18 protein-coding genes are annotated in these 20,458 nt (G+C 45.3%); 10 read left to right on the forward strand and 8 right to left on the reverse strand.

All coding sequences use genetic code 11. From position 1 onward, the window contains the following. The first annotated feature begins 256 nt into the window (after positions 1-256). Positions 257-763, forward strand: coding sequence for a Fe3+-citrate ABC transporter substrate-binding protein (locus HC752_RS21630; protein ID WP_190337281.1), 507 nt, complete (start codon positions 257-259; stop codon positions 761-763). Positions 764-832: 69 nt separating this feature from the next. Here HC752_RS21630 and gltX read toward each other — a convergent pair whose 3' ends face one another. Together gltX and HC752_RS21640 are read right to left on the reverse strand one after the other, a co-directional pair. Continuing rightward, positions 833-2,260 carry a glutamate--tRNA ligase gene (gltX, locus tag HC752_RS21635; protein ID WP_190337282.1) on the reverse strand — a complete coding sequence of 476 codons (1,428 nt, stop codon included), beginning with the start codon at positions 2,258-2,260 and terminating at the stop codon, positions 833-835. 126 nt (positions 2,261-2,386) lie between these two features. Next, on the reverse strand, positions 2,387-2,722 hold the full coding sequence (locus HC752_RS21640) for a DUF2834 domain-containing protein (protein ID WP_190337283.1): 336 nt from the start codon (positions 2,720-2,722) through the stop codon (positions 2,387-2,389). Between the two features lie 120 nt (positions 2,723-2,842). On the opposite strand from HC752_RS21640, the gene HC752_RS21645 reads away from it, so the two are divergent. Both HC752_RS21645 and HC752_RS21650 read left to right on the forward strand, forming a co-directional pair. Continuing rightward, entirely contained in the window at positions 2,843-5,572 is a 2,730-nt protein-coding gene (locus tag HC752_RS21645) for a copper-translocating P-type ATPase (RefSeq protein WP_190337284.1), read from the forward strand. 20 nt (positions 5,573-5,592) lie between these two features. Then, entirely contained in the window at positions 5,593-6,036 is a 444-nt protein-coding gene (locus HC752_RS21650) for a DUF411 domain-containing protein (RefSeq protein WP_190337285.1), read from the forward strand. A gap of 78 nt (positions 6,037-6,114) precedes the next feature. On the opposite strand, the gene HC752_RS21655 is transcribed toward HC752_RS21650, so the two are convergent. From HC752_RS21655 to HC752_RS21665, 3 genes are all read right to left on the reverse strand, one after another. Next, positions 6,115-7,704: an AbgT family transporter gene (locus HC752_RS21655; RefSeq protein WP_190337286.1), complete on the reverse strand. Its 1,590-nt coding sequence runs from the start codon at positions 7,702-7,704 to the stop codon at positions 6,115-6,117. A gap of 216 nt (positions 7,705-7,920) precedes the next feature. Next, positions 7,921-8,064 carry a type B 50S ribosomal protein L36 gene (gene ykgO / locus HC752_RS21660; RefSeq protein WP_190337287.1) on the reverse strand — a complete coding sequence of 48 codons (144 nt, stop codon included), beginning with the start codon at positions 8,062-8,064 and terminating at the stop codon, positions 7,921-7,923. Further along, the gene (locus tag HC752_RS21665) at positions 8,064-8,339 is read right to left on the reverse strand and encodes a type B 50S ribosomal protein L31 (RefSeq protein ID WP_190337288.1); all 276 of its coding nucleotides are present in this window, start codon (positions 8,337-8,339) and stop codon (positions 8,064-8,066) included. Before HC752_RS21665 ends, ykgO begins: the two co-directional genes overlap by 1 nt. Before the next feature lie 133 nt (positions 8,340-8,472). Between HC752_RS21665 and tsaA the strand changes: the two genes are divergently transcribed. From tsaA to HC752_RS21690, 5 genes are all read left to right on the forward strand, one after another. Continuing rightward, positions 8,473-9,171 (forward strand): tRNA (N6-threonylcarbamoyladenosine(37)-N6)-methyltransferase TrmO, encoded by a 699-nt coding sequence (gene tsaA, locus HC752_RS21670; RefSeq protein WP_190337298.1) that lies wholly within the window; start codon positions 8,473-8,475, stop codon positions 9,169-9,171. A gap of 127 nt (positions 9,172-9,298) precedes the next feature. Next, positions 9,299-11,014: a proline--tRNA ligase gene (locus HC752_RS21675; protein WP_190337289.1), complete on the forward strand. Its 1,716-nt coding sequence runs from the start codon at positions 9,299-9,301 to the stop codon at positions 11,012-11,014. A gap of 140 nt (positions 11,015-11,154) precedes the next feature. Continuing rightward, positions 11,155-11,829 carry a tellurite resistance TerB family protein gene (locus HC752_RS21680; RefSeq protein ID WP_190337290.1) on the forward strand — a complete coding sequence of 225 codons (675 nt, stop codon included), beginning with the start codon at positions 11,155-11,157 and terminating at the stop codon, positions 11,827-11,829. 190 nt (positions 11,830-12,019) lie between these two features. Next, the gene (locus HC752_RS21685; RefSeq protein ID WP_190337291.1) at positions 12,020-12,226 is read left to right on the forward strand and encodes a YaeP family protein; all 207 of its coding nucleotides are present in this window, start codon (positions 12,020-12,022) and stop codon (positions 12,224-12,226) included. Next, positions 12,226-12,417 (forward strand): DUF4250 domain-containing protein, encoded by a 192-nt coding sequence (locus HC752_RS21690; protein ID WP_190337292.1) that lies wholly within the window; start codon positions 12,226-12,228, stop codon positions 12,415-12,417. Before HC752_RS21685 ends, HC752_RS21690 begins: the two co-directional genes overlap by 1 nt. Positions 12,418-12,530: 113 nt before the next feature. On the opposite strand, the gene HC752_RS21695 is transcribed toward HC752_RS21690, so the two are convergent. Then, the gene (locus tag HC752_RS21695; RefSeq protein WP_190337293.1) at positions 12,531-13,880 is read right to left on the reverse strand and encodes a sodium-dependent transporter; all 1,350 of its coding nucleotides are present in this window, start codon (positions 13,878-13,880) and stop codon (positions 12,531-12,533) included. Between the two features lie 468 nt (positions 13,881-14,348). Here HC752_RS21695 and HC752_RS21700 point away from each other — a divergent pair, with 468 nt between their 5' ends. Then, entirely contained in the window at positions 14,349-16,892 is a 2,544-nt protein-coding gene (locus tag HC752_RS21700; RefSeq protein WP_190337294.1) for an Ig-like domain-containing protein, read from the forward strand. A gap of 93 nt (positions 16,893-16,985) precedes the next feature. Here HC752_RS21700 and HC752_RS21705 read toward each other — a convergent pair whose 3' ends face one another. Next, a complete protein-coding gene (locus HC752_RS21705; protein ID WP_238930594.1) occupies positions 16,986-17,705 on the reverse strand; it encodes a YggN family protein in 720 nt (239 codons plus the stop codon). Positions 17,706-17,802: 97 nt separating this feature from the next. Further along, positions 17,803-18,285: a transcription elongation factor gene (locus HC752_RS21710; protein ID WP_190337296.1), complete on the reverse strand. Its 483-nt coding sequence runs from the start codon at positions 18,283-18,285 to the stop codon at positions 17,803-17,805. A gap of 151 nt (positions 18,286-18,436) precedes the next feature. On the opposite strand from HC752_RS21710, the gene HC752_RS21715 reads away from it, so the two are divergent. Next, complete coding sequence (locus tag HC752_RS21715; RefSeq protein WP_190337299.1) at positions 18,437-20,350, forward strand: RecQ family ATP-dependent DNA helicase; 1,914 nt, start codon at positions 18,437-18,439, stop codon at positions 20,348-20,350. The last annotated feature ends 108 nt before the right edge of the window (positions 20,351-20,458 follow it).

Below are 20,458 nucleotides of genomic sequence, written 5' to 3' on the forward strand. Positions count from 1 at the left end.
TACCCTGAATGGAAACAATCCGACTGTTGTTACATCCCAATGGTTTGATCGGTTGTCTTTGAGATCTTGATCCATGTGGCGAAAGGTTTGACAGGAATAACAAAAAGTTTCAGATTTGCATCGTTCATAAGATGCTTGAATCACTTCTAGTGTAAAAGTGTGACTGGGGTGCCGTGTAAGTTGCGACGCTCTTCAAACGAGCGGCAAATTCTTCTATTCTTTTCATCAAGTAACAAACATATCAATTTCGTCCCTTATGAAGAAAAGCAGCCTAACAACAAGTACCGGGCACAGGTTTATTTCTAAAAGCAAAACTGCATTTAAAATACACATCCACACCCCAGATGACACGGTATTGCATCGCTCTGTGGGGTTTGTGCGCATTGGTGAAAAGAAAGGTTTGAAAAAAGCCATCAAACTACGCAATGAACTCGGTAGAGAAATGTGGGGGAAATTTTGGCGGCGTTTGCTAAAAGATCCGTATCTAATGACCCGCCTACCGCACAGTGTAGAGCCCGTTGTTGTCTATAAGCCTAATCCGACAAAATCCGACCCGGAACATCGGGACGCGTGTTATTTGGCAAAATGGCGTGAGTTCAATGAAAGCGGCGAATACAAGTACAAAACCAAAGTTTGCTCGATTAACAAACACGGTAAACTCGCGGCTTATACGCAAACTAAAAAGGCGTTACTTGAAGCACACAAACACAATATTGAGATTCTGACTTACATGGGTCGCTTGAACAGCATTGATTTGAAGTAGTTAAGGTTGAAATGACTCAAGCTGAAATAAAAAAGACCGCACAGCAGCGGTCTTTTCAAGGAATTTCGACTAAGCGTTAGCTTCACGCTCTGCAATGAATGCTAATGCCATCTTGATACGAGCAATCACGCGATCTTTGCCTATCAGTTCCATAACTGCATCCACCGATGGCGATTGACCGCTGCCAGTAACAGCAACTCGAAGTGGCATACCAATTTTCCCCATGCCAATTTCTAACTCTTCACACACCGCGGCAATAACGCCTTCTTTAATGTTTTCAGTATCCCACTCATCTAATGCTTCCACTTTTGCCAGTGCCAGCTCTAATGGACCTTTTGCAACGCCACGTAAGTGTTTCTTCGCGGCGCCCGCTTCAAACTCCGAAAAATCTTCATAGAAGTAACGGATTTGCTCTGTAAGTTCTACCAACGTATTGCAGCGCTCACCAACCAGCGTGATGACGTCTGTAATGGCAGGACCATTTTCAGTGCTTAGGTTTTGGTTATCTAGGTGCCACTGAAGATGCTCTGCTACGTATGCCGGATCCGATGTTTTAATGTAGTGGTTGTTCAACCAATGCAGTTTTTCCGTATTAAACGCCGAAGCCGACTTAGAAATCGCTCCTAGGCTAAACAGCTTAATCATCTCTTCTTGAGAGAAAATTTCCTGATCGCCATGTGACCAGCCAAGGCGAACAAGGTAGTTGTTCAACGCATTTGGAAGGTAACCTTCGTCGCGGTATTGCATCACAGAAACCGCACCATGACGTTTTGATAGTTTCGCCCCATCGTCACCCAGAATCATTGCGCAGTGAGCAAACGTAGGAACTGGTGCACCCAACGCTTCATAAATGTTAATTTGACGAGGGGTATTATTGATGTGATCTTCACCACGAACAACGTGCGTAATCCCCATATCCCAATCATCGACAACCACAACAAAGTTATACGTTGGGGAACCATCGGTACGGCGAATGATGAGGTCATCCATTTGAGCATTGCTGATTTCAATGCGACCACGGATTTGATCATCAAAGACAACACTTCCCTCTTTCGGGTTACGGAAACGGACTACACAAGGGTCACCGTCTTTCGCGGCTTCATTTGCGGCTTTAATTTTAGGGTGATTTGCATCGTAACGCGGCATTTCTTTGTTGGCTTCTTGTTCTTCACGAATCTCATCAAGAAGTTCTTTCGATGCATAGCACTTGTAAGCTTTATCTTCCGCAAGCAATTTATCCACTTGCTCGTTGTAACGGTCAAAACGCTTAGACTGGAAGTAAGGACCTTCATTCCACTCCAGACCAAGCCACTTCATCCCTTCTAGAATCGCATCAACGGCTTCCTGAGAGTTACGCTCCAAATCCGTATCTTCGATACGCAGAACGAATTCACCGCCCTGGCTCTTTGCAAATAACCAAGAGTAAAGTGCTGTACGCGCACCACCGACATGCAGATAGCCAGTTGGGCTAGGAGCAAAACGAGTTTTAACCGTCATGAGATTTCCTTTGGGTGTTTAAAAGCGGCACCCTATTGGGTACCGCGTAAATAAGGATAAAAATTGGCGACATTTTAACACCCAATTGCAATTGTACAATGAGGAAAAATGAAGAAGGATGACGAGTCAATACATGCTTTGGAGTGCCATTTGCGTTTCTTGATGCATCTCGCGGAGCAGAAGGTATAAAGGCAAACCAAGAGACACACCCACGAGACACGTACCCAAAATGGGTTTCCAAGGCTGGGTAAACCCAATTTTTTTACTGTCATATAAAATAAACCCAATAAGCACGACAGCGGAAATCAATACATCTAACCACGCGAATAACCCCATTTTATTGCTGTTGATGTGCTCGATGATGAGGGGAATGGAAAAACCAAACTCTCCAAGCCAAGAGAGTAAGGCAGAATAAGGAACCACTGTTCCGACAATGCATGCGACCAAGTAAAAACCCTTCATACTGCCTCCTGATATCCTTACACGAGAAACCCATTTTGAGAAAAAATGTAACGCTTGTTGACCTTCCCCTTGAAGGAAGGTTTATGCTCAGTAGTAATCAATAATCTGACGAGAAGCGTTATGATCCACTACTCCATCTCACTACACGGACTGAACTGCATGGGATGCGCAAAGAAAGTAGAAACGTCTTTGCTAAAAATCCCCAACACCTCCGTGATATCAATAGATAAGCACCAAGTCAATCTTGTTAGCTCAGCACCGTTAAGTGAGATCTTTCTTTCAATTGAAAGTTTAGGCTATCAAGCAGGAGTTCAAATTGGGGTTACGCTCTCGGGTTTAAATTGTGGAAAATGCGTTAAAAAATTAGAGCAGGTATTTTCACAACACTCTCATATTGCACGATTTGAAGTAACAAAGGTGAAAGCCAATCTAGTCGGACTTTTAGATGAAGATGAGATTATTAGTATTGTCGAGAGTGCTGGCTATTCTGCGTCTTCATTGCAGCGTCCTAACACGCTTGATATAGATGGCAATTCCAGTAATGACGATCCCCTCAAAGAAAAGAGTCAAGTAGAAGAAAGCTCAAAGCCCCCTTCTACATTGCATCAACAACACTCGGTATCAGAATCGCTTGATACCATTCAACTTGCACTCACAGGGTTAACCTGCGCAAGTTGCGTATCGTCTGTCGAAAAAGCACTGATGGCCGTCGATACGACTCAGAAAGTTCAAGTGAACTTGGCAGAACAATCCGCATTAGTCTTTGTTCGCGACCACTCAAAGCGCACCCAAGAAATGCTAATCCAATCCGTTGAAAGTGCAGGTTATGGTGCTGAAGTCGTAACCAGCGAACAAGAACGACGTGAACAGCAAGCGCAATTGTCAGCGCAAGCTATGACGCATCATAAGAAGGCATCTCTGCTCTCTCTTTCTCTTGGTGCACCTTTGATGCTATGGGGCATTTTCGGTGGCAACATGATGATTCGCCACACTCAAGATCAGTGGATGTGGGGTGTTATTGGGCTTTTGTGTTTATGGATTCTTGCGGTTCCCGGCAAGCATTTCTTTGTGAATGCATGGAAATCGCTGCTGCACAAACGCGCCACCATGGATACATTGGTAGCACTCGGCACGGGGGCGGCTTGGCTATTTTCCATGATCGTTGTCGTTTTCCCTGAATGGCTGCCCTCTGCCTCGCGTCACGTTTACTTCGAAGCCAGTGCTATGATCATTGGGTTAATTTCATTAGGTCACTTTATAGAAGCCAAAGCAAAAGCCAAAACCACTCGCTCGCTTGAAGCATTGATAAACTTGCAGCCAGAAACCGCGATCGTCATCAACGCAGATGGCTCAGAACAGGAGTTGCCACTCAAAGAGGTAACACTGGGCATGAAACTGCGTATCCTCCCCGGCGCAAAAATTCCCGTCGATGGCACCATTCTCCAAGGTGAAAGCTACATTGATGAATCCATGTTAACAGGAGAACCTATTCCCAAAGTAAGGAAGGTAGAAGACACCGTTTCCGCAGGTACATTAAATCAAGATGGGTCACTGGTGATCGAAGCGACAACCATTGGTGAAAACACCATGCTCGCTCGCATCGTCTCCTTAGTTCGTCAGGCACAAAGCAGTAAGCCACAAATCGCCAAACTTGCCGATTCCATTTCAGCGGTATTTGTCCCTGTAGTGGTATCCATCGCAATAGGAGCTTCGTTGATTTGGTTTGCTGTCGGTCCCGATCCTAAAGCCAGTTACATGTTAATGGTCGCGACTACGGTACTTATTATTGCTTGCCCTTGCGCGTTAGGGCTTGCCACTCCCCTTTCCGTTACCGTTGGTATTGGCAAAGCCGCTGAAATAGGCGTGCTTATTAAAGATGCGGATGTCCTTCAGCAAGCCAGTAAAATCAATATGGTGGTGTTTGATAAAACAGGAACACTGACGGAAGGCCGCCCAAGTGTCACTCACATTGAATACCTAGAAAACTGGACGCAAGAGAGCTTACTGCCTTTCATTTTTGCGGTAGAAAAAGCTTCAGAACACCCATTAGCAAAAGCACTATGCCAATTCGCAGAAAAGCATCAAAACGCCGATTATGCTGCCGAGCAATTTCAAAATCATCGAGGGTTAGGGTTATCAGCACAAGTGAGTCATCGACAAATCGACATAGGTAACCGAAAATTTATCGAATCTAAAGTCAATTTCCCTAACGTAACCAACCCGACAGAAGGGGTGTTTACTGAGGTATTTGTGTTGGTCGATAACCACCCCGCAGCCAAAATATTCATCGCGGATGCCGTTAAATCGGATGCTAAAAACGCAGTGTCTCTACTTCATGAAATGGGCATAAAAGTTGCCATGTTGACTGGTGACAACGCTGCTGTCGCCAATGCTGTTGCCAGCGAGCTCAACATAGATCAAGTCATCGCCGATGTATTACCTAATCAAAAAGCCAGCCACATTCAGGCATTGCAAGAACAAGGTTTCAATGTTGCAATGGTTGGAGACGGCATTAATGATGCCCCAGCCCTTGCACACGCCAACGTCAGTATGGCGATGGGAGGCGGGTCTGATTTAGCGATAGAAAGTGCGCAAATGACACTGTTGAATGCCTCCCCGCTGACGGTTTCTAAAGCCATCAAGCTTTCAAAAGCCACGGTTAAAAATATGAAACAGAATCTATTTGGTGCCTTTATTTACAACTCCTTAGGCATTCCTATTGCCGCTGGTGCACTTTACCCTGCATTTGGATTTTTACTCAGCCCAGTTATCGCTGGTGCTGCCATGGCGCTCTCATCGATCACCGTTGTGAGCAATGCCAATCGCTTGCGATTATTCGATACAAAATGAACCATAATATGAGGTGAACTATGAAAATCTCCCGCTTTATACTTACACTAGGAATGCTCACATCTGCTTCAGCAATGGCGGCACAGGTCGTCACACATAAATCTCCCTATTGCGGATGCTGCTCAGAATGGGTGAAACACATGGAGGCATCGGGTTTTGATGTGGAAGTCAAAGACTACAAAAACCTGGATCCAATAAAGAAAAAGCTGGGCATCACCCCAGAGCTGACCTCTTGCCACACCACCGAAATAGATGGCTTTGTATTTGAAGGTCACATCCCTGCCAGTGATATAAAATCTTTTCTGGAGAACCCACCAAAACAAGCGATAGGATTGGCCGTTCCGGGAATGCCTTTAGGTTCACCAGGTATGGAATATAACGATAAAAAAGATCAATACAATGTGTATGCGTTCAACAAAGATGGCAGTACTTTTGTGTTTTCGACACATAACGAAAGTAAGTAACGTATACCTACAGCCATGAATCAACATGCAAAAAGCCGAAGCAATGGCTTCGGCTTTTGTTATGCATAGAGCAGTTTGTTACGGTGTATAGTAAGTCGCCGCACCTGGACCGACTGGCAGACCAAATATAAATACCCACACGTAGAACAGAAGACTCCAACCAACTAAGAAGCAGATCGAGTAAGGCAACATCGTCGCGATTAGCGTACCAATGCCCAAATTCTTCATGTAGCGAGTCGCAACAGCCAGAATCAGACCAAAGTAACTCATCATCGGGGTAATGATGTTCGTCGTAGAATCACCGATACGATAAGCCGCCTGAATCGTTTCCGGCGCATAACCAACCAGCATCAACATCGGAACAAAGATAGGAGCCGTTACCGCCCACTGGGCAGACGCTGAACCGATCATCAAGTTGATAACACCACACATAAGGATGAAGGCGAAGAACAACATAGGTCCCGTTAAACCGATGTTCTGCAGAAAGTCCGCACCGGCAACCGCAAATACTTGACCAAAGTTCGTCCACTTAAAGAAAGCAACAAACTGAGCAGCAAAGAAGACCAGTACAATGTACATTCCCATTGATGACATCGATTTCGCCATCGCATCGATGACATCACGATCCGTTTTCATCGTGCCCACGACTTTACCGTAAACAAAGCCAGGGATAGCAAAGAAAACAAAAATGAACGCCACAATACTCTTCAGGAATGGAGACCCAGCAACTTCACCAGTAACAGGGTTACGAAGTACACCATTTTCCGGCACGATAGTCCATGCCAGTAAACCACTCACTGCAAGCACCGCAAGACCCGCCCATTTCAGACCTTTCTTCTCTTGTGCACTCAGCTTACCCATCTCGTCTTTAGACAAATCTTCAGACGCTTCTTCAGAGTTGTATTTGCCCAATTTAGGCTCAACAATTTTCTCGGTAACAAATGCCCCCGTGATAGCAATGAAGAAAGTAGAAACAAACATGAAATACCAGTTTGCTTCAGGACCAACAGAATAAGTTGGATCAATCATCTGGGCGGCGGTTTCTGTGATACCAGAAAGAAGAGGATCAACCGTACCGATAAGTAGATTTGCAGAGTAACCACCCGATACACCAGCAAATGCCGCAGCCAAGCCCGCTAATGGGTGACGCCCCAAAGAGTGGAATAGCATCGCCGCAAGCGGAATCAGTACCACATAGCCAAGCTCTGAAGCGGTATTCGAAATGATACCAGCGAAGACAACCGTAAAGGTTACCATGCGCTTAGACGCCCCCATGACCATGCCACGCATTGCTGCAGAAAGTAGACCTGAATGTTCAGCAATCGCCACGCCCAGTATCGCAACCAAGACGGTTCCTAACGGCGCAAAACCAACAAAGTTTTTCACTAGGTTGGTCACAATAAGTTGCAAACCCTCTGCATTCAGCAAGCTTACAACTTGTATCATGCCATCTGCTGCGCGACCTTTTGCTCCCTCTGGACGCGGATCAACCACAGAGACTTCAAAGTACCCTGCAATACCGGACATAACCAGAATAGCAACACAGAAAATAGCGAATAAAGTGATCGGATGGGGCAATAGATTCCCCAAATATTCCACACCATCAAGAAAACGTGTAAACAGTGACTTTTTAGGTGGATATTGTGTATTTGAAGCAGATGAACTCATCTGTTCCCTCCTTGTAGTAATTCCTAGTTTCTTTGACATACCTATCAAAAAAACACGCGGAGATTACGTCACATGGAGAGTAATTTAAAGCCATAAATGTTACAAACCGTAAATTTGTAGCAAATTTAAAACTAATTTCACGATTTTATTTAAATAAATCATCTAGAAAGATCATAAATTACAACATATCAAATACACAATTGAGCAATCAGATGCTTATCTATAACTTTTCACTTTACCTTGGACAGCTTTAAAACGAGGATTTGTTTTGCAAATCACATAAATGCGACCACGGCGTTTCACAACCTGACAATCCGGGTGGCGTTGCTTAGCGCTTTTTAGAGAGCTGAGGACTTTCATTACTCACTCACCTCTTCTTTTGCTACAGACTTCATTCCACCAAAACGGCGATTGAAGTTAGCGACTCGTCCTTCTTTATTAACAACGCGTTGTTTGCCTGTGTAAAAAGGGTGTGATTCGGACGAAACATCCAACGTGTAATAGGGGTAAGTGTTGCCATCTTCCCACTCGATCGTACGATCCGTTTGCAACGTTGAACCAATTAAAAAGTACTTATCAACACTGGTATCGTGGAACACGACGGTTCTATATTCAGGATGAATATTCGGTTTCATTTGTCTTACTCCAAAAAAATCTCAAACGTTATGTTATAACAAAACATATTGATAACGATTCTCAATTTAGAATGCAAGTTTTTTTTGTGTTATGTTCCATTTAGTTTCCGAATTACTAACCCCATCTCCTGCCATGAATCACACTATTTCGCCTATTGGTTTTGTTGAATCGCCATACAAAGAAAAATTCGCTGTTCCCCGCCAGCCAAGGCTCGCCCCACATTCAACGGCACGAATTCGCCTGATTGGAAAAGCCAATTCACCTGAAGCAATCAGAGGAATAGAACAATTTAGCCACGTATGGGTACTTTTTTTGTTTGACCAAAATTTATCCGGCGGATGGAAACCAACCGTCCGCCCCCCACGATTGGGTGGCAACGAAAGAATCGGGGTGTTTGCGTCGCGTTCGACATTTAGACCAAACGGAATTGGCATGTCTGCTGTCGAGTTGAAAGGTATAACCAAAGAAGGTGATCAGGTATATTTAGAACTTGGCAGTGTCGATCTGGTTGATCGAACGCCTATCGTGGATATCAAACCCTATATCCCTTACTCCGACGCCATTCAAAATGCCACGGGCGGTTACGCGGAGCAAGCACCAGAAACGTTGGAAGTCAGCTTTCTCGCTGCCGCTTGCGGGGTATTGGATACCCACCCAAATCGGGCACAAATTTACCAAGTCATCACCGAGGTTTTAGGGCAAGACCCTCGCCCCGCCTACAAGAAAAGTAAGCCAGACAACAAAGAATATGCAGTAAACCTGTTCGATTTGAACGTAAAATTTACGGTCAGCGACAACTTAGTCGTCGTCAGAACAATTGAACGCTTTTGACAATCACATTTGGCTGATATCATAAACGGCTTAATTGGGGTTTATAAACCCTACCTCCTTGAATGGGAAACCTTTACTCCTGACCATTCTGGCTTGAGTATCTAACTTTGATAAACGGATAAATTGAATGCGTACCAGTAACTATCTTCTTTCTACTCTGAAGGAGACCCCAAACGATGCAGAAGTAGTGAGCCACCAGCTTATGCTACGTGCAGGTATGATCCGTAAGCTGGCTTCAGGTTTATACACCTGGCTGCCTACTGGTCTGCGTGTGCTGCGTAAAGTCGAAAACATCGTTCGTCAAGAAATCAACAATGCCGGTGCAGTTGAAACATTGATGCCCGTTGTTCAGCCGTTTGAACTTTGGGAAGAGACAGGCCGCAGCGAAAAAATGGGCGCAGAACTTCTTCGCCTGACTGATCGCCATGAACGTCCGTTTGTACTTAGCCCAACTGCTGAAGAAGTCATTACCAGCCTAGTGCGTAACGAAGTAAACTCTTACAAGCAACTTCCGCTAAACCTATATCAAATCCAAACCAAATTCCGGGATGAAAGGCGTCCGCGCTTTGGTGTAATGCGCTCGCGTGAGTTTTCAATGATGGACGCGTACAGCTTCGACATTGACAAAGACGGTCTACAAAAGTCTTACGAAGCCATGCACGCTGCCTATTGTAAAGCTTTTGATCGCATGGGGCTTAACTACCGTTCCGTTCTTGCTGACACAGGTGCGATCGGTGGTAACGGTTCTCACGAATTTCACGTATTGGCAGAAAGTGGGGAAGACCTTATCGCTTTCTCTTCTGAGTCTGATTACGCGGCAAACATTGAAAAAGCAGAGGCACTTGCCCCAGTAACTGAACGTGCAGCGCCGACTCAAGAAATGACAATAGTCGATACGCCAAACGCAAAAACCATTGCAGAGCTGGTTGAGCAATTTGATCTCCCCATTGAAAAGACCGTTAAAACACTGTTTGTGAAAGCGTCTGACGAAGTGGAAGCGGATATCATTGCGCTTATCATTCGTGGCGACCACGAGTTGAACGAAATTAAAGCAGAGAACCTCGCTCAAGTGGCGTCTCCCTTAGAGATGGCAACAGAAGAAAATATCCGAGCACTGATTGGCGCAGGTCCGGGGTCTTTGGGTCCTGTTGGTCTTGAACTGCCATTCATCGTCGATCGTACCGTTGCTGCGATGAGTGACTTTGGCGCTGGCGCAAACATCGACAACAAACACTACTTCGGTATCAACTGGGGTCGCGATGTTGAACTCGGTCAAGTAACAGATTTACGTAATGTTGTCGAAGGCGATCCTAGCCCATGCGGTCAAGGTACAATTCAGCTTAAACGCGGTATCGAAGTCGGTCATATCTTCCAACTCGGTAAAAACTACTCAGAGAAGATGAACTGTGGCGTGCTTGGTCCAGATGGCAAAAACGTTATCCTAGAAATGGGTTGTTACGGTATCGGTGTAACACGTGTTGTTGCAGCCGCTATCGAACAGAACCACGATAAGTTCGGCATTATCTGGCCAGACGCGATTGCACCATTCCAAGTAGCGATTGTCCCTATGAACATGCACAAATCAGAGCGAGTGAAAGAAGCGGCGGAAAAGCTGTACGCTGAATTGACCGTAGCTGGCATTGAAGTCCTGTTTGACGACCGTAAAGAACGCCCTGGTGTCATGTTCTCAGATATCGAGCTAGTGGGTATTCCTCACACGATCGTTATCGGTGATCGCAGCATGGACGAAGGCAACTTCGAATACAAAAACCGCCGTAAAGGCGAAAAAACCGCTATCGCGATCGATAACATCATTGAGCATATTCAAGCACAGCTTGCTTAATACGCTTTACTGATTTCTATTGTCAGAGTCATTCCTCCGAAAAGGGCAACGTCGTTGCTCTTTTTCCTTTTCAACATCATTCATCTCTAATTCATGTTAAGAAGCGTACTCTGAATTCGCTGCTAAAAATGGAGTCGAGTATGGATCTCAAAAGCCTATTAAACCAAGCACTAAATTCTGATTTGATAAAGCAAGGTAGTCAAACTCTTAGCCAGAGTGCACAAACTCTCGGAAATAGTGCACAAAAGCTTGGGCAAGACAAAAGCCCACTAGCAACATTAGGAGCTGGAGCGGTAGGAGGAGGCTTGATTGGCTTGCTAATGGGGTCCAAAAAATCCCGTAAAATGGGAAAGAAAGCATTAGGAGTCGGCAGCGCTGCTGCTTTGGGTGCGTTGGCGTTTAAAGTGTACAACGACTGGCAGAAAAACCAGCCGGGGAAAACGCCCGCTCCCTCAACACCACTGAGTGAAGATCAACACAGTATTTTAATTCTCAAAGCCATGATAGCGGCAGCCAAAGCTGATGGTCATGTCGACCAACAGGAACAAACAAAGATTCAGCAAGCTGTCACAGAGCTAGGGGCAGACGATTTCGTTAATCATCTGGTTCAATCCGAATTAAACAAACCTCTCGACCCTTCAGATATCGCTCGGTCGGTATCCAATAAAGAGCAAGCAGCAGAAGTCTACCTTGCCTCGTTACTTGTCGTTGACGAGCAAAACTTTATGGAAAGGAGCTATTTAAAAGAGCTAGCCAACCAGCTCGAACTTGCTGAAGATTTGGTATTGCAGTTAGAAGCTCAAGTGAAGACATAACGGTTTGCTCAGATGGCTCTTTTCCCCCCTTAGTAGGGGCCATCTGAGACTTTATTCTTCCTTACCTTGTGCAAATACTCCCCGAATTGCGCGAAGACAAACTCCTGTTTTGAGTTTGTTTTTTTGTATCTTGAGGTCAATATCGTATCTCTGTATATTGACCTCAGTTTTCATTTCCTAGGTATTCTTTATGAAAGTATTCGATTGTTGCGAGCTCATTCGTCAGATGTATGCTCAAATCGGCAGCGGTGATCAGGCCTATGTGCCAAGTGCAATTGCGTGTTCAATTCGTACCTTTAACGATATTGCATCTAACGCAACCCTACCGGATGAAGTACGTGAAAAAGCCGCTTTTGCCGCTGCTAATTTATTGATTTCAGATTTTGAGGATAAGTAATGAATTTAGCTAACTACGAATCCATGGATCCAGTCATGCTAATGAGCATTGTGAACATGAAACTTCGCGATGATTTTGGCGGTGACCTCGATAAACTGGTGGTTTTCTTCGATATCGATAAAGAAAAGTTAGAAGCGAGGCTAGCAACCGCCGGTTTTGAATTTTTATTGGAGGCAGGGCAATTTCGATAGCCCCGCGCACTCTAGAATACATATGATAACGCCGCTGATATCAGCGGCGTTATCTATTGGTGTGATTTACAGCACTTTAGAAGGCACTGTTTAACCGCAATACCCTAAAAACCTTAACCAAAGGATGCCCATATAACGGTTGCAACAAGAACAGGGCAAACAAACTTCACATACGTCGGCCATATTTTGCCAAACCAACCCAATTGAAAATCTGGGCTTCCGAGTTCAAGCTCTTTAATTTTTGAATGTCGATTCCACACCCACCCACCAAATAAGCAGAACATCAATGCGGCGGTAGGCTGTAAATATTGCGTTGCTACCATTGCTACCAACCCAAACAGTTCACCGAAATTATAAACAATGACGACACTAAACAGTGCGATTACGCCGCCCAACGCCCAGCTTGTCGTGCTGCGTTTTGACTCAAAACGTTCACTCACCAAAGCTACTGGGCACTCAAGCATTGAGATAGATGATGTGAGTGCTGCAATCGTCAGAAGCAAGAAGAAAATGATCGCAAACAGCTGACCAAGTAAACCAAGGCTTTCAAACATCAATGGTAGAACGGTGAAAACTAAAGTATCAGAGCTCAGTAGAGAACCATCTTCTGCATAGATCTGTACGCCTTTTTGCATCGCTACAAACATCGCAGGCAAAACCACTAAACCCGCAATGAAAGCAACCGCAGTATCCACCAGCGTGACATTCATGGCCATTTTAGGCAGATTTTCTTTTTTACTTAGGTAAGAACCATAAATCAGCATCGAACAGCCACCAATGGTCAGTGAAAAAAAGCCTTGTCCCATTGCCGCTAGAATCAGCTTTCTATCCCAGACTTTTTCGAAGTCTGGGATCAAATAATGCTTAAGCCCTTCTACTGCACCGGATTGCATCATGATGTAGACAAAAAGCAAACCAAACAAAGCAAACAATGCTGGCATTAATCGAGTCGACCACTTTTCAATTCCCTGCTTCACACCGCCTTGAACGATCAAAATGGTTAGAACATAAAAAGCCAATGTCCCCAAAAGATTTCTCTCTACACTGAACCCTTTAAACCATAGAGCGGCAGATGAAAAACCGAATAGCTCAGCAATCGCGCCCAGCAGGAAGCAAATTAGCCAACCGCCTACGATAGAATAAAAGGCGAGAACAGCACTGGGAACACTAAGACCAATCCAACCGACCAAGCCACCCACTTTTTTGCCGAATGGATTATCCGTGAGCGACTTCATGCTATCGACAGGGTTAGCCTGACCATGACGACCAATCGCCATTTCAACAACCAACATTGGAAAAGCCACGACGAGGATCATGATGAGGTACACCATTAAAAATGCACCGCCGCCATTACTTGCTGCCTGAGTAGGGAAACCCCATATATTTCCAAGACCGACCGCCGCACCAGCTGCGGCCAACACGAAACCTAATCTCGAACCAAAATTTTCTCTTATATTTGCCATACCACACTACTGACACACTCACAAACTAGTTGGCTAGTACAATAGTGTTTTACATAGGCAAAAACAAGCGATCACAGCGGCAATATCCAAACAGGAGCAGTTATCTCTACTGATTAATCTGAAAAATTAGAGTTACCTCGATAAATATTCTTTCCACCACTATTCGTTGGGTAAAATACGTCCTCTCTGCCGAACATAATAAGGTGAGGTTCCTCGAAAACATACTGAAACTCAGGAATGGCAAAATATTTCTCTGTGATACTCAATCTAATTTTTTAATTAATTCAATATTCTAACAATGACATTGTTTCACTCTCCGTCTAATAAATAGAGACTTTGTGTGTTTATAAGTTAAGCACTTTATACCCAAGCAACTTCACAGAAATGACATAAGTTGGCATTTGAGGCTGCTTGAGCAAATTCTGGGGCCAGTTGTATATCCCCATACTTTTTAAGACGGGAGAAGAAATGAAAAGGACAATTATCAGCGGAGCTATACTGTCCGCTTTAAGCTTGACCAGTGCGGTACAAGCGGCAACAGTAGACTGTAAAACACTGCCTGTTTGGCAACCAGATACTGCCTACTCTACTGACGGAAAAGTTCAACAGGATAACAACGCCTATCAAGCGCGCTGGTGGTCTAAAGGGAGTTCGCCAGCCACTCATTCTGGTGACCAGCAAGAATGGCAATGGCTGGGTGCATGTGGCGGCAGCAATGCCGCGCCAGAGGTTGTGATTACGTCACCACTCAACAATGCGCAGCTCACAACGGGTCAAGTGGTTGGTTTACAAGTAAACGCATCAGACACGGATGGTAGCATCGCACAAGTAGAATTCTTCTTGTCTGGTGTAAGCTTAGGTGTGGCAACCACCGTACCTTATACAGTGGATTGGACAACGGTGGCAGGTAGCCATACGATTTCTGCCGTTGCTACCGACAACTTAGGTGCAACGAACGAATCGACTGTTCTCGTGCAGGTAACACCAACTGGCGACCTAGTAGCACCAAGCATCGGTCTCACATTACCCACAGGCTCTGAATCGATTACGCAGGGCGACGTTCTGACTCTATCAGCCAATGCCGCGGATACCGATGGCACCGTTACTCAGGTTGACTTCTATGTGAATAGCAATCGCGTTGCGACAGATACCGCTGCGCCGTTTGAATATAGCTGGAGAACTAAAGCGGGTGTTCATACCGTTTCTGCGAAAGTAACAGACAACGACAATATTTCAACAGCAAGCCAAGAGATATCTTTGAATGTGAAGTCGGCGTCTTCGGGTGGTTGTGCTGACGCCACACCTTATGTAGCAGGTACAGCTTACAGTGCGGGGGCACTGGTCGAAAACGCCAACCAAAAATACCGCTGTGACATTGCAGGCTGGTGTTCATCCAACGCAGCTTGGGCATATGAACCCGGTGTGGGTCAACACTGGAAAGAAGCATGGACAGGTCTCGGCGCATGCAGCACTGCACCTGACGTTGTTTTATCCGCCCCTTCGACTGGCGATGTCATTCTAGCTGGTTCAAACGTTGTGGTCAGCGCACAAGCAAGCGATGCCGATGGCAATGTAACTCAAGTTGAGTTCTTCGCCAACAACACCAGTTTAGGTATTGATACGCAAGCGCCGTACACCATGAACTGGCAAGCCACAACTGTTGGTGAAACCACCGTGAAAGCCATCGCCACGGATAACGGCGGGTCGACAGGTGAGGCCAGTGCTTTGGTGACCGTGAGTGACCAACCCATCGTTACTCGGCTCACTTCCCCAGCAAACGGAAGCACCGTTGGGGTTGGCAAATCAACCGCCATCAGTGCTGATGCGACAAGCTTAACGGGCTCGGTTCAAAGTGTTGATTTCTTGGTGAATGGTGCTGTTCTTTCCTCTGATACTACCGCACCTTACACCGCAAACTGGACACCGGCAGCCATTGGTAACTACACCCTAACGGTGATCGCCAAAGATTCCGCAGGAAACAGCGCGGTATCTTCAGGTGTCACAGTCAATGCGGTTGAACACGTCGCCAAAAAGCACAACCTTATCGGTTATTGGCATAACTTTGTGAACGGCTCAGGCTGCCCACTTCGCTTAGCCGATATGTCTGAGCGTTGGGATATCATTGATATCGCGTTTGCCGACAACGATCGCAACAGCGACGGTACCGTTCATTTCAACTTGTACTCCGGTGATATTCACAGTAGTTGTCCGGCACTTGACCCTGTTCAGTTCAAACAAGATATGGCGGCGCTACAAGCCAAAGGTAAAATTTTTGTTCTGTCGCTCGGCGGTGCAGAAGGAACCATTACCTTAAATACCGATCAAGATGAAGCCAACTTTGTGAACAGCTTGACGAACATCATCAAGGAATGGGGTTTTGATGGGTTGGATGTCGACCTCGAAAGCGGCTCAAACCTATTGCATGGTTCTCAAATACAGGCTCGTTTAGGTCGTGCTCTTAAAGCGATAGAAGCAAATACGGGTGGCGATATGTACCTAACCATGGCGCCTGAGCACCCATATGTTCAAGGCGGGATGATCGCGTACACAGGTATTTGGGGGGCTTACATTCCGGTGATTGACCAAGTGCGTGACACGCTAGACTTACTTCATGTGCAGCTGTACAACAATGGAGGATTAGCCAACCCATACATGCCTGGCGCCGCGCCTGAAGGCTCTGTCGATATGATGGTCGCCTCAGCCAAAATGCTCGTTGAAGGATTTCAACTGGCTGACGGTTCTCAGTTTGCACCTCTACGGGATGATCAGGTAGCCATTGGTTTACCATCAGGACCGAGCAGTGCTAACTCTGGTCAAGCACCAGTGCAGAATATCAACGATGCGCTCGATTGCTTAATTAAAGGCACAAAATGCAGCACGGTTGTCCCTACTAAGCTTTATCCGAGTTTTGGTGGCGTGATGACATGGTCCATCAACTGGGACCAACACGATGGGTTCAACTTCTCTGCCCCTGTCGGTAATAAGCTAGACCAACTGAATGCGGGTCAGTAGCGATTCACTGAATCAACACAGATAACTCAATAAAGAAAGGGGAGCCATTGACATTGGCTCCCCTTTATTTTCTGATTTCTATGATTAAAAGGCTTAGATTAAGAACACAGGGTAGTCTTTCAACTCTGGCACTTTCTCATGCAGTTTCTGTTCTTCACCCGCCACCTCTTTTAACTGTTCACAATACTGCTGAGCTTCTTTTCGAATCTCATTAGATTGCCCTTCAATCTTTTCTTGCAACGTATCTTTTAGTGAACCCAGTTGCTTTTGCAATTCCGTAAAGTTAATGCCACCTTCTGTCTTCATTTTTTCAGACAAAGCAGAAAACGCGCTGGAGATAAATTCCCCATTGAATGTTTCCATTGCACCATCAAAGTCTTTCTTCCAATGACTGAACGCGTCACCAAACGCATTTTCCTTAAGAATAAACTCTCCGTCTTGGTAGTAGCGAGATTCTAGATCAGAGTAAAAATCATCGATAGCAGACTTCACATTATTGAATGCTTGGCTGTTGTTAAAACTGGCACTGACATCGTCAACAATGTCTTTTGCAAGATCAACTCCGTTATTAGCGATGTCTTTGGCTCTTGGCAGATACTCGTTCATTTTTTCACGATACGAACCTACCGCCTGATGTTGCCATTCATCGAGCGCCAATTTTTCACCATTAATAAAGACATTATTATCTTTATCTATCAGAACCTTTGCTGCCCCTTGCTGGTAAACCTCAACTCGACTTCCATCCAAATGAACCTCATTATCGACATCGACTTGGCATTGCGAAGCATGTGAGTAAGTGCTTATTGTTAGCATTGCTAACCCTATCCATTTGATATACATAGTCACCTCAAAATAGACCCATATTCAATTTACGCTAACCAAAATGAGTGAGTGAGTTGTCAGTAATCTGTTATAACAACTCAACGACTTCAAAGTGGGTCTGCCGATTTCCTATAACTAATGTCACTTCGTCGCCCAGATATTTTCCTTTCAACTGCTGCCCTAAAGGAGCCTTTAATGTCACACTGGCTATCGACTCACCATTGTACTCAACATTCGTTCCACCAGCCGTGGGCGCAATAAAATACCAAGCCTCTTTCCCATTAGGGTCTTCCAGTTTGACCAACGCCGATACCGCAATCGGTGTGTCTTCATTAAACTCTCTTAGTACCAATTCAGAATACATACGAATATTCTCTTCACATTCGGCCACTCTCTGCGCTTGTCCATGCGCAAGATACGCGGCTTCCAATGCCAACGTATCGTATTTATGTTCCGGTACCGTCTCTTCATCCGTCGCAGATTCTATAGCCGTTTGAGCCGCATTTAACGCCGTTTTATGTATGCGTTGTAATTCATTTAGAAATGCCTGTCGAAGTTCAGACTTGTTCATATTATTTATTCACCAAACTTGTGCCCGTTAAAAACTTTGAGCCTGCTAGAAACTAAGGGATTACTAGAAACTAAGCGACGGCTAGAAGCTTTGGGTCTGTTAGAATAGCCGGACTGATACGAAAAGGGGAAGATTTTACATGGTAGATGAGGTGATTGGCCAAAGTTTACAGCACGTATTCGGTTTTAATACGCTGAGAAAAGGTCAAGATGATGTGGTTACTCACGTGTTGCAGGGTCATTCAAGTGCGGCAATTTTCCCTACGGGCTCAGGGAAATCTCTTTGCTACCAATTACCCGCTCTGCATCTTCCCAATTTGACGTTAGTGATCTCACCGCTACTGGCATTGATCAAGGATCAACTTCAGTTTTTGAAAGGAAAAGGAATCGCAGCCGACTCCATTGACTCCACACAAGACAGAGAAACCACTCAACGCATCATGCAATCTGTCCGAAATGGAACCACTAAGATACTGATGATTTCCGTTGAAAGGTTGAAAAATGAACGTTTTCGTCAATTTATTTCGCAAGTCCCGATCTCGATGATGGTGGTGGATGAAGCTCACTGCATCTCGGAGTGGGGGCACAATTTTCGCCCAGATTATTTAAAGCTCCCTCAATACCAGCAAGCTTTGAACATTCCACAAGTGTTGCTTTTAACCGCCACAGCCACACCGCAAGTCATTGCCGACATGCAGAGTAAGTTTGCCATTCAACCAGAACACATCACCATTACCGGTTTTTATCGTTCTAATTTGCACTTAAATATTCAACCCTGTCTTTCAGAAGACCGATTAGAAAGGTTGGCGAAAATTGTCAATGAATCCCCTTCCGAGCCCACGATTGTTTATGTCACCTTGCAGCAAACTGCGGAGCAAGTTGCGGGATTTCTACGCAACCATGGCGTTCAAGTTCAGGCTTATCATGCAGGATTAAAAAGTGAAGATCGCGAGCGAATCCAGCATTCCTTTATGCAAGGTCATATTCCCTGCATTGTCGCCACCATCGCCTTTGGAATGGGGGTGGATAAGGCCGATATCCGCCGAGTCATTCATTTTGATTTGCCGAAATCCATCGAAAACTACTCCCAAGAAATTGGCCGAGCAGGTCGAGATGGGGAAAACTCACAATGCGTTCTGCTTGGCGATAAATCGGGGCTTACCGTGCTTGAGAACTTTGTGTATGGCGACACACCCGATGCTCATGCCATCCAAAGGGTCATCGAGCAAATATACGAGCACTCGGATGAATGGAGCATTATGCTAAATCGGCTTTCGAAAGAAGTGAACATTCGTCAATTGCCCTTGAAAACTTTACTGGTGTATCTTGAATTGCAAGGCGTTATAGAACCACGATTCACCTATTTCGCCGATTACCGATTTAAATTAAATGTCGACCAACAGACGATTGCCCAGCGATTCCAAGGGGAAAGAAAGCAGTTTGTGGAAGCCATTTTCCAATGCTCACCGAAGGCAAAGACGTGGCATACACTGGATTTTGATGCTTTATGGCAAGGCTATTCCGCAGAGCGAAACCGAGTGGTATCTGCGTTAGACTATTTCCATGAAAATGGTTGGATTGAGCTGGAAAGTAAGCAAGCAACCGAGGTTTACCGGGTATTGAACACCCAACAGGCGCCTCACAAGTTAGCCGAACAAATGCATCTTTTATTTGAGCAAAAAGAAGCCAGTGAGATCAATCGAATTCGGGAGATGGTGGCATTCTTTGAGGGAAATAGGTGCTTAAGCCATCAGCTTGCTCACTATTTTGCGGACGAAAACGCCCCCTTACATTGCCAACATTGCTCAGTATGCCGTGGGCAAGTTGCCACACTCCCCTCTTCACACTCTGCTGAATTCGAGCATGAGAGTATCACGCATTGGATTGCTCCTTATCAAAGGGCAATGAAAGATCAAGCAACCCCTAAAGCGCTGGCACGTTTCTTATGTGGCATCACAACACCCGAATCGACACACATCAAAGCGAGGCAAATGGAAGGGTTTGGTCGGTTGGAGAGTACCCCGTTCAGTGACGTTCTTGAGTTAGTTGTACTAATTCAGACCTGATCTGACAGTTACCCACTTTTCGACTCGGTGCCTGTCAGATTATATCTGGGCTAGATTCTTTTCTGCCCAGATTGATTTCCCATCCTCTAATGTCTCTATTGGCGTTCG

This window comes from Vibrio sp. S9_S30 (genome assembly GCF_014694455.1).
In the GTDB taxonomy this organism is placed as follows: Bacteria; Pseudomonadota; Gammaproteobacteria; order Enterobacterales; family Vibrionaceae; genus Vibrio.